The following is a 14001-nucleotide window of genomic DNA, read 5'->3' as shown; positions in this document are numbered from 1 at the left end:
GGCATCGGGCCGCGCCTTACCGTGCACGCACATGTCCGATCACCCGATTTATCTCGACGCGCTCGATGCGAGCCTCGTCGCCATCGAACGCTGGCTGTCCGGCGTCGACACCGCGCCGGCGGCGCTCGACGCGATGCTCGCGCCGTTTTCCACCGATTTCACGATGATCGTGACCGACGGCCGCGTGTTCGACCGCGACGGCACGCACGCGTTGTTCGCGAAGCTTGGCGGCGCGAAGCCGGGGCTGCGCATCACGCTGTCGGAGATCCGCGTGCTCGCGGCCGACGCATCGCATGCGGTGATCACCTATCTCGAAGCGCAGCACGCGGCATCGGGCGAGCTGCCCGCGCGCCGTGCGACGGCCGTGTTCGAACGCGACGCGGCAGGCACCGTGCGCTGGACCCATCTGCAGGAAACCTTCTGCACGGCCTGAGCGGCCGCGCCGCGTATCAGCGCTTGCGGCTGCGGGCGACCGTCAGCTCGTCGGACACGCTCTGCATCAGCGCGCACAGCCACGCGATGTCGGTCGGGCGGTCGGGCTGCGGATGCGTGAGCAGGTAGCTCTTGATGCGCGGGAACGGCACGGGCGGCGTGACGACGACGAGCGGCAGCAACTGCGCATAGTGCGTCGCGAAGCGGCGCGTCGTCGTGAAGATCAGGTCCGACTGCAGCAGCACCTGCGGCACGATCCCGAAGTACGGCAGCGTCGTCACGATGCGCCGCGTGAGGCGCGCGCGCCCGAGGCCGATCTCGATCGCGTTGCGCTTGTCGCCGGTGTATGGCGTCGGCGCGACGTGCGCCGCCGCCGCATACGCTTCGCGCGTGAGCGGTACGTGCGCGAGCGGGTGCGCTTCGCGCATCAGACACACGATCGTGTCGGAGAACAGGTCCTGGCGCGCGAACTGCGGGTCGGGCTTCGGCCAGTTGCCGATCACGAGATCGAGCGCGCCCGATTCGAGCGCGCCCGCGTGGTCGAGCGCGGGATTCAGCGAGTCGATTTCCAGATGCGCATGCGGCGCCGCGTCGCGAAAGCGCTCGATCAGCGTCGGCATGAAGAAATCGTTCAGGTAGTCGGGCGCGGCGACGCGGAACGTGCGGCGCGCGGACGACGGGTCGAAGTCGCCGTGCGGCGTCGCGATGAAGTCGACTTCGCGTAGCGCGCGCTGCGCGGCTTCGAGCAGCGACGCGCCGTATTCGGTCGGCACCATCCCGGATTTGCCGCGCACGAGGATCGGGTCGTTCAGCGTCTCGCGCAGCTTGCGCAGCGCGGTGCTGATCGCGGGCTGGGTCTGGTTCAGCCGCAACGCGGCCTGCGTGACGCTGCGCTCGAGCAGCAGCGTGCGCAATACGCGCACGAGCCAGATGTCGAGCGAGGCGGTACGGTCGTCGTCTTCCATCGGTAGGGGTGATTCGGGCGAAGCCTAACCTTACCGCAGCCGCGCGTTGCCGTGCGTGATACCGGCCATCACGCCGGCCATCACGCACGACCCTTCGGCAGCGCGCTGATCCGCTTGACCTCGCGCGATTCGAGCCAGTTCGGCGTGCGCGCGCAGTACAGCACCATCGGCAGCGCGTCCTCGCCCCAGAACAGTTGCTGGTTCATCCAGAACGTCGGCACGCCGAACACGCCGAGCGCGATCGCGTCGGCGTTGTTGCGGGCCAGTTGCGCACTCGTCTCCTCGAATTCGATCAGTTCGTCGCCGTGGCCGACGCCGACCCGTTCGCACAGCGCCGCGAAACCTTCCGGCGTCGACGGATCGTTGCCGTCGCGCCAGATGAAGCGGAACATCTCCAGCACGGTTGCGATATCGGCGCGCAGCGCGATCGCGAGGCGCAGCACCTTGTCGGACTCGAACGGGTGCGCGGGCGGCATCTTGAAGCGGATGCCGAGCTGTTCCGCGCGAAACAGCGCGTGACGGTACGTGAACACGCGCTTGGCCGGCACGTCGGCGCTCGGGCGTTGCCCCCAGTGGCGCTGCAGGTCGATGAGCGACACGGCGACCGGCTCGAACGGCACGTCCGGCCACTTGTCGTGCTGTTCGAGCAGCAGATAGGAGAACGGCGACACGAAGTCGAAGAACCAGGCGGGCTGGGCGGTATCGAGGCCGGTTGTCATGACGATCTCCAGAGGGTGGGGCGTGCGGCGGCCTCCATGGTACGCGGCGGTGCGCGCTTGCAGCAATGATCGCGGATCGTCCGCTTATGCGGAACCGGGAGTCGCCCGGGGGGGAGCGCCGGCCGGCGGCGGGGCGTCGGCGCGTGCCTGCGGCTGGCCGCCGGCGCCGGGCGGGCCCGCCGGCGTGTCCTGGTCGTGCGCGGTGAGCCGCTCGCGCACGAAGCCGATGTGCTCGCGCAGCACGTAGAACTGCCCGGCGTACGCGAGCGGCATCTTCATCCGGTTCACGGCTTCCTCGATGTCGTCGAGCTCGTCGAGCAACCGGACGCGCTCCTCGGCCGTGTGCTCGCCGAGCGCGCGGCGCTCGAGCGCGATCAGCGCGCCGTACCAGCGGTAGATGCGCGAGCGCACGCGCCAGCCGTACAGCGACGGCACGAGCCGCAGCCCGGGGATCAGCACGACGATCAGCGGCACGATCACGACGAGCAGCCGGTCGACGAGGCTCGCGACCCAGAACGGCAGCCGGCGGTACAGGAAGGTCTTGCCCGACTTGTAGTAGCGCGCGGCGTCGTCGGAGAGCTGGAAGCCGCGCGTCACGGGCGACGGGAATTCGCCTGCGTGCTGCAGGATCGTCGCGTGGCCGTGTACCTCGCGCGCGGCCTCGATCAGCAGGTCGGACAGCGCCGGGTGCAGCGTGTCGCGCGCGACCAGCTCGATGGTCGGCGCGACCGTATGGATGTCGGCGGGCGGCAGGTTCTGGCCGAGATCGTAGACGCCCATCGGCAGCGTGATCGCGGTCAGGTACGGGAAGCGCCGTGCGTACGCCTCGGCCTGCGTGAACGAGTACACGTGCACGCCGGGCGCGCGGAACAGCTTCGCCATCACCGGGATCTGCGTCGAGTCGCCGGACAGGAACGCCGCGTCGATCTTGCCGTCGAGCAGCGCGGTCGCGGCGTCCTCGCCGGCCGTCGGCAGCAGTTCGGTCGGGCCGCCCGGCACGATGCCGTTCATCTTCAGCAGCGCGAGGCTCAGCTCGCGCGCGCCGCTGCCTTCCGCGCCGAGCGCGAGCCGCTTGCCCTTGAAGTCGGACAGGCGCGCGACGATCGGGCCGCGGTACATGATCGCGAGCGGCACGTAGCCGATGCTGCCGAGCGACACGAGCTGGTCGTCGCGCTCCTTCGGGCCGATGCCGCTCTGCACGAAACCGACGTCGACCGGCGCGTTCGGGTTCGACAGCCGCGCGAGGTTCTGCGCGGAGCCTTCGGACGATTCGACGTCGAGCGTGACGCCGTTCTTCGCGAGGATGGCCTTGTATTTCTGCGCGGCGTTCCAGTATGTGCTGCCGGGCGGCCCGGCCGAGATCACGAGCGTGGACGGCGGCGCCGGCTGGATCAGCCTGACCGCGAGCCAGACGGCCGCGGCGGCGAGCAGCACGGTCGGGCCGATCGACAGCGCGAGGTCGCGCCACGACACCGCGACGAAGCGGGCGAGGATACGGCGAGGCGGGCGAGGGCGGGCAGGCTTCATGGGATCGGCGAATGACGCTGGCGTGACGCATCGATGACGGTCGTCACGGACGATGCGGATTCTCGCGGCGATGGTACCCGGTTTCGCCGCGCATGCGCGAGTCGGGCGCCGCGGCGCGGCGCTGCGGCGACAGCGGCGGGCGGCGCCGCGTCAAAAGCTTTGCGCTTCCGCGGGCGCTGGATTACATTGTGCGACGCAGCCGCGCCCGATTCGCGCGCGACCCGGCACGCAATGAGACCGGGCGCGTCCGGCCGGCGGCTGTCCGGCCCGGCCGGCCCGCTTTCGCGCGCGCCGGCTGCCGGCCCGTCTCGCCTCTCTCGCATCGCCGTGGAAATCACCGGCTGTCCCGCCCGTTCGCGCGCGGGCCGGCTGTCTTTGGGGGTATCCGGCCGTACTGTGCACGGCCGTTCCGGAGTTACAAGGAGATAGCATGAAGTCGATCGTGTTGAGAGCGTTGGGCGTCGCCGCCGTGGCGGCCTGTCTGTCGGGCAGCGTGTATGCGCAGTCGAGCGATGCGGCGGCAACTGAAGCGCCGGCGGCCGCGACGAGCGCGCCGAAGGCCGCCGCGAAAACCGCGAAGAAGGCGAACCGCAAGCTCGGCTACGCGGTGCGCAAGGCGATTTCTAAGGAATCCGGCGAGAATGTGTCGAACCTCGTCGTGCGTTCGAAGGGCGGCGCGATCACGCTGGAGGGCACGATGCCCGAACAGGCACAGATCGACAAGGCCGAAGCCGCAGCCAAGGGCGTGAAGGGCGTGACGTCGGTCACCAACAAGCTGACGGTTCAGCAGCAGTGATGCCGGGCGGCGGCGCGCGAGCGCCGCGTGCGCCCGCTTTCAGGCGGGCCCCGGCGTGCCGGGGCCCGTTTGCGCTTCAGAAGCCGCGAACCGCGCGCGACGCGGCGGCGGCCCGATAACGAGATCGAGAGGGCGGCGATGGCGAAGCTCGGGTGGGGCAGGCGGGTGGTGTTCGGCGCGGCGCTGGCCGCAGTCGCGGTGCTCGGCGCCTGCAACGGCGACGATTCGGCCGAGCGCAACCGGTTGCCCGGCTTCGTGTCCGGCAGCGTGCGCACGACGGCCTACGACGGCGCGAGCGACGACCTGCTGACGGCCGGCCTCGGCAAGACGGGCCTCGCGGCGGCGAGCGCGCCCGGCTTTGCGAATCCATCCCGGCCGACAAGCGCCGAGCTGCGCCGTCTCGCGATCTGGTCGAACTACCGCGCGCTCGTCGACATGAGCGCGAACGGCGGCTACGGCCGCTTCTGGGGGCCGAACGTCGACCTCGCCGGCAACGACACGCTCGGCGAAGGCAAGATCCCCGGCACCGAATATCTCGCGTATTCCGACGACGGCAGCGGCAGCAAGAACGTGACGCTGCTCGTGCAGGTGCCCGCCAGCTTCGATCCCGCGCAGCCGTGCATCGTCACCGCGACGTCGTCGGGCTCGCGCGGCGTGTACGGCGCGATCTCCGCGGCCGGCGAGTGGGCGCTCAAGCGCGGCTGCGCGGTCGCGTACAACGACAAGGGCGGCGGCAACGGCGCGCACGAGCTCGGCTCCGATACCGTCACGCTGATCGACGGCACGCTCGCCAACGCGGTGCTCGCCGGCACCGCGAGCCTGTTTACCGCGAACGTGACGAGCGGTGATCTCGCCGCGTTCAACAGCCGCTTCCCGAACCGCTATGCGTTCAAGCACGCCCATTCGCAGCAGAATCCCGAGCAGGACTGGGGGCGCGTGACGCTGCAGTCGGTCGAGTTCGCGTACTGGGCGCTCAACGAGCAGTTCGGACCGCTGATCGACGGCTCGCATCACGGCGTGCGCTATCGCGCGGGCGACATCACGACGATCGCCGCGTCCGTCAGCAACGGCGGCGGCGCGTCGCTCGCGGCGGCCGAGCAGGACAGCCGCGGCTGGATTACCGCGGTCGTGGTCGGCGAACCGCAGATCAACGTGCGGATGGCGCCGAACGCGATCGTGCGCACGGGCGGCCAGCCCGTGCCGTCGTTCGGCCGGCCGCTGGCCGACTATGCGACGCTCGCGAACCTGCTGCAGCCGTGCGCGGCCGCGTCGGCGTCGCTCGCCGGCGCGCCGTACCTGAGCGCGCTGCCGGCCGCGACCACGCAGTCGATCCGCACGCAGCGCTGCGCGACGCTCGCCGCGGCCGGGCTCGTGTCGGGCGCCGACACGCAGAGCCAGGCCGCCGACGCGCTCGCGCAGCTCCACGCGGCCGGTTATCTCGCCGATTCCGACCTGCTGCAAGCGCCGATGTGGGATTCGCAGGCGATTCCGGCGATCGCGGTCACCTATGCGAACGCGTACACGCGCTCGCGCGTGACCGACAACCTGTGCAATTTCAGTTTCGCGACGATCAACCCGGCGACGGGCGCGGTCGCGCCGCCCGCCACATCGCCGATGCCGGCCGTGTTCGGCGTCGGCAACGGCGTGCCGCCGACGGCCGGCATCGACCTCGTGTTCAACACGGGCGCGGGCGTCGACCACCGGCTCGCGACGCCCGATGCGAGCTTCGCGGGTGCGCTGTGCCTGCGCCAGCTGTGGACGAACGGAATGCTCGGGATGCCCGCGAACGTCGACGCGGTGCGCGTGAACGCGAACCTGCAGGGCAAGCCGGCGATCATCGTGCAGGGCCGCAGCGACGCGCTCGTGCCGGTGAACCACGCGTCGCGCGCGTACGTCGCGCAGAACGGCATCAGCGAGGGCGGCCGCAGCCAGCTCGTGTTCTACGAGGTGACGAACGGCCAGCACTTCGACGCGTTCCTGCCCGTCGCGGGCTTCGACACGCGCTTCGTGCCGGTCCACTACTACAACCTGCAGGCGCTGAACCTGATGTGGCGGCACCTGAAGAACGGCGCGCCGCTGCCGCCGTCGCAGGTGATCCGCACGGTGCCGCGCGGCGGCACGCCGGGCGCCGCGCCCGCGCTGACGAGCGCGAACCTGCCGCCGATCTCGGCCGCGCCGGGCGTGAACGCAATCACGACCGGCGCCGGCGCGATCGACGTGCCGCTCTGACGGCACCTGCAGTACCGCCATCACGAAGCCGGACAGCCGTCCGGCTTTTTCTTTTTCGTCGCTGGAATCGGTCCCGTGCCGCCTTTTATCCGAATGGCGAGCGCTGTAACAAATTATTACTTTACGGCGGTAAATCAGGAACCTATTATGCGCCGGTATTTTCACTTAATTTAATAAATTCCTGATACGAGATATTCCTTTCCGTTTGGTTAATCGATCCTTTCGATTTTATTAAATCGGCTCGAGCTGCGATTGGTCGCCGTTTTACGATTAATCGGCATCTCGCCGACGGGGATTGTTCGTCTATTCTCAGCGAGGCCGCCTTGTCGGGCGGGCTTTGCGGGGCACCGTTTTGCCGTCGATTTTGTGCGCATGCGAATAGGTGAAATGCATTCGTATTGCTGCGGATTATTGAATTGTCGTTCGCAATGGAATTGATTCCATTGTGCAGTCGCAAAAGAATATGGGTGGGGTAAATCGTGCCGATCGGTATTTGCCGATCCGGTAAAAAACTCGGAGTGCGTCGCATAACGAATGCATTCCCGGTGCGGAGCGCCGGTGCAAATGATCCTTTGCGGCCGGCGGTATTTATCGTTCTGTTCGAGAGGCAATAATGACGACACGGAAGTCCTTGAAAGACGGTTTCGCGCTATTCGGAACGACTCTGAGCGTGCCGCTCGCCGCCGCCGCGGCTGCAGCGCTGCTCGTCACGGGGTGCGGCGGCGACGACGGGCCGAGCCCTGCCGCTTCGGCCGCCGCCGCGGCTGCGACGGCGTCCAACGGCAGCACGACGGCCAGCACCAACGCGACGGCCGCCGCCGCGGCCGACCAGCCGTACGTCGACAACGACGTGTACGGCACCGGGCCGAACGACGCGGTCACGGATTCGACGGAAGGCGCCGCGGTCGTGCACCGCCAGGTCACGATCGGCGGCAAGACCGTCAAGTACACGGCCACCACGGGCCACCTGACGACGATCGATCCGATCACGTCGGCGCCGAACGCGAAGATGTTCTACGTCGCGTACACGCAGGACAATCCGGACCCGTCGAAGCCGCGCCCGGTCACGTTCTTCTACAACGGCGGCCCCGGCTCGTCGTCGGTCTACCTGCTGCTCGGCTCGTACGGGCCGAAGCGCCTGCAGTCGTCGTTCCCGAACTTCACGCCGCCCGCGCCGTACAAGCTGCTCGACAACCCCGACAGCCTGCTCGACCGCACCGACCTCGTGTTCATCAACCCGGTCGGCACCGGTTATTCGGCGGCGATCGCCCCGGCGAAGAACAAGGACTTCTGGGGCACCGACCAGGATGCGCGCTCGATCGACCGCTTCATCCAGCGCTACCTGACCAAGTATTCGCGCTGGAATTCGCCGAAGTTCCTTTACGGCGAGTCGTACGGCACCGCGCGCAGCGCGGTCGTGTCGTGGGTGCTGCATGAGGACGGCATCGACCTGAACGGGATCACGCTGCAGTCGTCGATCCTCGACTACGCGAACGCGCTGTCCGCGCCGGGCACGTTCCCGACGCTCGCGGCCGATGCGTTCTATTGGAAGAAGACGACGGTCAACCCGACGCCGACCGATCTCGACGCGTACATGGTCCAGGCCCGCGCCTACGCGGACAACACGCTCGCGCCGCTCGCGCAGAAGCCGAACCCGCAGGACGGCGGCTTCGTGAACGTGCGGCTGAACCTGAACCTGCAGACCGCGCAGCAGATGGGCTCGTACATCGGCACGGACCCGACGTCGCTGATCCAGACCTTCGGCAACCCGGCCGCGCTCGGCAACGTGCCGTCGTCCAACGACAACCCGCCGTACACGTTCTTCCTGACGCTCGTGCCGGGCACGCAGATCGGCCAGTACGACGGTCGCGCGAACTTCACGGGCAAGGGCATCGCGCCGTACATCCTGCCGAACTCGGGCAGCAACGATCCGTCGATCACGAACGTCGGCGGCGCGTACACGGTGCTGTGGAACAGCTACATCAACACCGACCTCAAGTACACGTCGACGTCGTCGTTCGTGGACCTGAACGACCAGGTCTTCAACAACTGGGACTTCAGCCACACGGACCCGACCGGCGCGAACAAGGGCGGCGGCAATACGCTGTACACGGCCGGCGACCTCGCGTCGACGATGAGCGTGAACCCGGACCTGAAGGTGCTGTCGGCGAACGGCTATTTCGATTCGGTCACGCCGTTCCACCAGACGGAGCTGACGCTCGCGCAGATGCCGCTCGATCCGACGATCAAGGCGCAGAACCTGACGATCAAGAACTACCCGTCGGGCCACATGATCTACCTGAACGACGCGTCGCGAACCGCGCTGAAGGGCGATCTCGCCAACTTCTACGACGGCATCCTCGCGAATCGCACCGCGCTGCAGCGCGTGCTGAAGCTGCAGGCGCGTACGCAGCAGCTCAAGCAGCAGCAATTGAAGCAGCAGGGGCAGTAAGCGCGGCGGGCGGCTTGCGCCGCCTGCCGTGACGTAAAAACGCAGCCCGGCCACGCGCCTCGACTCTTCATGCGGCGTGTGTCGATGGCGGTGCTGCCGTTCTCCAGGATGCCCCGGGAGTCATGGACCCCCGGGGCATCGGCTTGTCCGAGGGGCGACTCGTCGGCCCTGAGCCCCTCGGTGACGGCAGTGAGAATCCTCAAAGTGGGGATGAATGGCCTTCTATTGAGGATTCGTCAAAAAATCCCTATAATGAGGACGTTTATCCCTCTATTGAGGATTTTCGTGAGTCTCGCTGACTTTCTCTTCACACCGGGCATGCAACGGGTGCTTGGTGCCACGCTGCTGCAGCCTGACCGTAGTTTTACGCTCCAGGAACTGCTGCGTCTGGCAAACAGTGGGCGCGGCAGCGCTCAAAAGCAGGTGGACCGGCTGGTCGAGGTCGGCGTACTCAAGGAAGACGCTCGACGAGGCCGACAACGAAGCATTCGCGCGAATACGGAATTCATCCTCTATCCGGAACTGGTCAGCATCGCGCGCAAGTCATTTGCCGTTGCGGAGCCGTTGAAGGAAGCCTTGTTGCCGTTTGCCGCGCACATCTCCACCGCGTTCGTGTTTGGCTCGGTGGCCAAGGGTACCGACAGTGGCCGTAGCGACATCGACTTGATCGTCATCGGGAACGTCCCTCTCCTCGAGCTATCTGAAGCCCTGCACATGGCCGAGCAAAATCTGCTGCGCCCCGTCAACTTCTCGTTGTACGAGCCTGCCGAATGGGCTGCGCTGGTAGCCGCCGACCCCGTCATGGCACAGATCGCCCAAGGCCCCTTGCTGAGGATACTGTGATGCCACGCCCAACTGAATACGAAAACCTCATCAAGACGAAAGCCTTTGATGCGGTTGCTCCGACGCCCGGGGCAATCGCGGGCTTCCTACGCAATGCCGCGGACTATAAGGCCACCGCCGAAGAGTTGGATCCCGCCCGACATCTGCAGGTATTTACCTTGGCCTACGAAGGCTATTTTCAGGTGGTCCAGGCCATCCTGGAGTTCTACGAGGTGCGAACCCAAAGATGCGGGCCGTAACCTGGCCATCCAGCGTGTGTCGACCTCGCTGGGCGTGAATACCCAGGAATTTGCCTTCATCACGAAGGCCCACGAGCGTCGCAACGGCACGTCGTACGTCTCACCGTTTCCCCCGTGTCGAAGGCAGAGGCCGCCACCATGCTGAGCATCCTGGCCAAGTACCTACCCGTTGCGCATACGCTGACCGGTACGCCGTGAGGCTCGCCTGGAAGTCCGTCAAGACAGGAAATGAAGGCTGGGTCACGAGCCGGGACGGCGTTTTTCGTTAGGGGCTCGATGGTGTCGACGCCCGACGCGGCGAGGCGTCGCGCCGCGCCGCTTACGCGAGCACGAGCCGCACGCCGACCGCGACGAGCGTCGCGGCGAGCAGGTTGCGCAGCAGCCGCTCGGGCGCGCGCGCCGACAGCAGGCTGCCGAGCACGATGCCGGGCAGCGAGCCGAGCAGCAGCGACAGCAGCATCGACCAGTCGACCGAGCCGAGCAGCCAGTGGCCCATGCCCGCGACGAGCGTGAGCGGCACCGCGTGCGCGATGTCCGAGCCGACGATGCGGGTCGTCGCGAGCGCCGGATACAGCAGCAGGAGCACGGTGACGCCGATCGCACCGGCGCCGACCGACGTCATCGACACGAGCACGCCGAGCACGGCGCCCGTCAGCACGGTCGACCACAGCGTGCGCGCGGGGCTCGGCGCGAGCGGGTTGCGCGCGGCGAACGCGGTGAGCTGCGGCCGAAAGATCAGCGCGAGCGACGTGAGCAGCAGCGCGATGCCGAGCACGAGCTGGATCATCCGCGCGGTGCCCGGCGTGTTCATCCCGTGCGTGTGCAGCCACCACAGCGTGAGCGCCGCGGCCGGGACGCTACCCGCCGCGAGCCGGCCCGTGATGCGCCAGTCGATCGATCCCTTCAGGCCATGGACCAGCGTGCCGGTCGCCTTGGTCGCGGCCGCGTACAGCAGGTCGGTGCCGACCGCCGTCGCGGGGTGGACGCCGAACAGCAGCACGAGGATCGGCGTCATCAGCGAACCGCCGCCGACGCCCGTCAGGCCGACGAGGATGCCGACGAACAGGCCGGACAGGGAGTACAGCAGATCGATATGGGGAAGCGACATCGGAAGCAGGCGGTTATGCGGCGTTCGGCGGCGGCGCGTGGGTCAAAAGTCCGCCATTGTCGCAAATGTGGCGGGTGGATGGTCGACTCCGTTAAAAATCGGCCGGGAACGCCCGTGCGGCGGGCGGCCGGACGGATGTGAAACGGGCGTTTGAACGCGGGCGGGGCCGATGCCGGTCATCGGCATGACAGGTACGACGAACCGCGAACGCGCGCGGCGCCGGCACGCGCAAAAAAGGGCGCGACAATGCGCGCCCGGGTTCGATGCCGGTGACCGGCTCCGTCTGTCGACGGTCAGTGCAGCGCGGAGCCGACGCCTTCGACGCCGTTCTGCGGCCGGATCCGCAGTGCGAGGCCGATCAGGGCGGCCGCGGCGGCGAACGCCGCGCCGAACGCGAAGGCCGCGTGGTAGCCGCCGTTCAGCGCATCGAGCGGCGCGGCCTGCGCGGCCGCGAGCGCGTCGGTGCGGGCGGCCGCGAGGCTCGCGAGCACGGCGAGGCCGAGCGCGCCGCCCATCATGAAGGCGGTATTGACGATCCCCGACGCGAGCCCGGAATCGGCCGGATCGACGTCGCTCATCGCGGCGAGCAGCATCGGGTTGAACGCGACGCCCGCGCCGATGCCGAGCAGCGTCATGCCGGGCAGCACGTGCCAGACGAAGCCGCCGTCGACCGGTGCGCGCGAGAACAGCGCGAGGCCGCAGGCCGCGATCAGCAGGCCGGCCGCGATCGGGCCGCGGATCCCGAAGCGCATCACGATGCGTGCCGACAACCCGAGCGAGAACGCGGCCATGATCAGGTTCGCCGGCAGGAACGCGAGGCCGACCTGCAGCGGCCCGTAGCCGAGCACGCGCTGCATGTACAGCGCGGACAGGAAGAACCACGCGAACATCGCGGCCGCCCACAGCACGCCGATCACGTTCGCGAGCGCGACGTTGCGCGCGGCGAACAGCGTGAGCGGCATCAGCGGATGCGCGGCGCGCGCCTCGATCGCGATGAACAGTGCGAGCAGCGCGACGGCCGCGCCGATCAGCGCGACGGTCTGCGTCGACAGCCAGCCGGCCTCGTTGCCGCCGACGATCCCGTAGACGGCCAGCATCAGCGACGCGGTCACCGTGATCGCGCCCGCGACGTCGAGCCGCGCGGCGCCGGCCGGCGCGCGCATGCGCGGCAGCAGCGCGACGCACATTGCATAGACCGCGATGCCGATCGGCAGGTTGACGAGGAAGATCCAGTGCCACGACAGCGAACTCGTCAGCAGCCCGCCGAGGAGCACGCCGATGCTGCCGCCGCCCGCGCAGACGAAGCCGTAGACGCCCATCGCACGCGCGCGTTCGCCGGGCTCGGTGAACAGGTTCATGATCAGCGACAGCGAGACGGCCGACACGACCGCGCCGCCGAGCCCCTGCACCGCGCGCGCGGCGATCAGCATCGTCTGCGATTGCGCGAGGCCGCACGCGAGCGACGCGAGCGTGAACACGACGAGGCCCGCGAGGAACATGCGGCGCTGGCCGTACAGGTCGCCGAGCCGGCCGCCGAGCAGCAGGCAGCCGCCGAACGTCAGCAGGTACGCGTTGACGACCCACACGAGGGCCGTCTCGGTGAAATGGAGGTCGGTGCTGATCGACGGCAGCGCGACGTTCACGATCGTGCTGTCGAGCACGATCATCAGCACGCCGAGGCAGAGCACGATCAGCGCGTACCAGCGCTTCTCGCCGTGAATCCCGTGGGTCATGGGCCTGCAGCCTTCTGATAGTTATTTGAAAGGATGCATTGTAGACGTCATCGGCGCGGGCTTCCTGCCGGTTTGTGGCAGGAGCGACGCGTAGTGGCGTGTCCGGACGGGACGTGCGGGATGGGCGTTGTGCGTGTTACGGGCGCGCCGGCAATTCGCAACCGTCGGGGCCGCACGCGGCCGCGTCGCTGCCGGCGAGTTCGACGATGCCGTCGCGCCACGCCTGGTCGAGCGCCTGCGCAAACGCGTCGGCCGGCTGCGCGCCCGACACTGCGTAACGGCCGCCGAACACGAACAGCGGCACGCCGCGCCCGCCGATCTGCGCGGCGCGTGCGATGTCGGCCTCGACTTCGGCGCGGTACGCGTTGCTGCGCAGCACGTCGTCGACGGCCGAGCGCTCGAGCCCCGCTTCAACCGCGAATTCGGTCAGTTCCGCATGATCGAACAGCGAGCCGTGCTCGCAGAAATACGCGCGGTACAGCCGCTCGGTCAGTGCATGCGCGCGGCCGGTCGATTCCGCGAGCTTCACGAGCCGGTGGCCGTCGAGCGTGTCGCCGACGAGCGTGCCGGGCAGGTCGTAGCGCAGCCCGACGCTTGCGGCCGCGTCGGTCACCTGGCGCAGCATCTGGTCGACCTGCGCGGGCGACATCCGGTATTTGCCCGCGAGCATCGCCTCGACCGGCTCGACGGGCTGGCCGGGCATCAGCCGGTACGCGCGCAGCGCGACGTCGACGCGGTCGGCGTGCGCGAACGCGGCGAGCGCCTCGTCGAAGCGGCGCTTGCCGATCCAGCACCACGGGCAGATCAGGTCGGACCAGATTTCGACGGTCAGGGTCGGGCGGGTAGTCGGGGCGTGAGCGGTCGTCATGGGCGGTCCGGGGCGGCAAAAAAAGTGTAACCGTGACTATATCATTTTCTGCTTCGACGCTTGGTCTTGGCCGGGCCCATGTGGAACGGG

The 14001-nt window shown here is 68.3% G+C and carries 12 protein-coding genes; 6 read left to right on the top strand and 6 right to left on the bottom strand.

All coding sequences use genetic code 11. The features are described 5' to 3' along the window. The first annotated feature begins 31 nt into the window (after positions 1 to 31). The gene (locus JYG32_RS10355; protein ID WP_174382578.1) at positions 32 to 433 is read left to right on the top strand and encodes a polyketide cyclase; all 402 of its coding nucleotides are present in this window, start codon (positions 32 to 34) and stop codon (positions 431 to 433) included. A gap of 16 nt (positions 434 to 449) precedes the next feature. Here the strand turns inward: JYG32_RS10355 and JYG32_RS10350 are convergent, their stop codons facing one another. The 3 genes from JYG32_RS10350 to JYG32_RS10340 form a co-directional block, all read right to left on the bottom strand. Continuing rightward, a complete protein-coding gene (locus JYG32_RS10350; RefSeq protein ID WP_213263497.1) occupies positions 450 to 1397 on the bottom strand; it encodes a LysR family transcriptional regulator in 948 nt (315 codons plus the stop codon). Positions 1398 to 1477: 80 nt separating this feature from the next. Next, on the bottom strand, positions 1478 to 2116 hold the full coding sequence (locus JYG32_RS10345; RefSeq protein WP_174382576.1) for a DsbA family protein: 639 nt from the start codon (positions 2114 to 2116) through the stop codon (positions 1478 to 1480). A gap of 84 nt (positions 2117 to 2200) precedes the next feature. Next, complete coding sequence (locus JYG32_RS10340; RefSeq protein WP_174382575.1) at positions 2201 to 3643, bottom strand: TAXI family TRAP transporter solute-binding subunit; 1443 nt, start codon at positions 3641 to 3643, stop codon at positions 2201 to 2203. A gap of 430 nt (positions 3644 to 4073) precedes the next feature. Here JYG32_RS10340 and JYG32_RS10335 point away from each other — a divergent pair, with 430 nt between their 5' ends. The 5 genes from JYG32_RS10335 to JYG32_RS38885 all read left to right on the top strand — a co-directional run bounded on the left by JYG32_RS10335 (position 4074) and on the right by JYG32_RS38885 (position 10202). After that, positions 4074 to 4439: a BON domain-containing protein gene (locus JYG32_RS10335; RefSeq protein ID WP_174382574.1), complete on the top strand. Its 366-nt coding sequence runs from the start codon at positions 4074 to 4076 to the stop codon at positions 4437 to 4439. 138 nt (positions 4440 to 4577) lie between these two features. Next, entirely contained in the window at positions 4578 to 6668 is a 2091-nt protein-coding gene (locus JYG32_RS10330) for a D-(-)-3-hydroxybutyrate oligomer hydrolase (RefSeq protein ID WP_213263496.1), read from the top strand. 613 nt (positions 6669 to 7281) lie between these two features. Next, positions 7282 to 9120, top strand: coding sequence for a S10 family peptidase (locus tag JYG32_RS10325; RefSeq protein ID WP_213263495.1), 1839 nt, complete (start codon positions 7282 to 7284; stop codon positions 9118 to 9120). A 285-nt stretch (positions 9121 to 9405) separates the two neighbouring features. Then, entirely contained in the window at positions 9406 to 9963 is a 558-nt protein-coding gene (locus tag JYG32_RS10320; RefSeq protein WP_249744531.1) for a nucleotidyltransferase domain-containing protein, read from the top strand. Then, positions 9963 to 10202 carry a hypothetical protein gene (locus tag JYG32_RS38885; RefSeq protein ID WP_249744530.1) on the top strand — a complete coding sequence of 80 codons (240 nt, stop codon included), beginning with the start codon at positions 9963 to 9965 and terminating at the stop codon, positions 10200 to 10202. Before JYG32_RS10320 ends, JYG32_RS38885 begins: the two co-directional genes overlap by 1 nt. Positions 10203 to 10521: 319 nt before the next feature. Here the strand turns inward: JYG32_RS38885 and JYG32_RS10310 are convergent, their stop codons facing one another. The 3 genes from JYG32_RS10310 to JYG32_RS10300 form a co-directional block, all read right to left on the bottom strand. After that, positions 10522 to 11310 carry a sulfite exporter TauE/SafE family protein gene (locus JYG32_RS10310; protein ID WP_047901150.1) on the bottom strand — a complete coding sequence of 263 codons (789 nt, stop codon included), beginning with the start codon at positions 11308 to 11310 and terminating at the stop codon, positions 10522 to 10524. A 293-nt stretch (positions 11311 to 11603) separates the two neighbouring features. Continuing rightward, positions 11604 to 13043 (bottom strand): DHA2 family efflux MFS transporter permease subunit, encoded by a 1440-nt coding sequence (locus JYG32_RS10305; RefSeq protein WP_213263494.1) that lies wholly within the window; start codon positions 13041 to 13043, stop codon positions 11604 to 11606. 136 nt (positions 13044 to 13179) lie between these two features. Continuing rightward, a complete protein-coding gene (locus tag JYG32_RS10300; protein WP_174382569.1) occupies positions 13180 to 13911 on the bottom strand; it encodes a DsbA family oxidoreductase in 732 nt (243 codons plus the stop codon). Between the last annotated feature and the right edge of the window lie 90 nt (positions 13912 to 14001).

Source organism: Burkholderia pyrrocinia (assembly GCF_018417535.1).
Lineage (GTDB): Bacteria > Pseudomonadota > Gammaproteobacteria > Burkholderiales > Burkholderiaceae > Burkholderia > Burkholderia pyrrocinia_E.
This window is presented reverse-complemented; position numbering and strand designations above follow the sequence as displayed.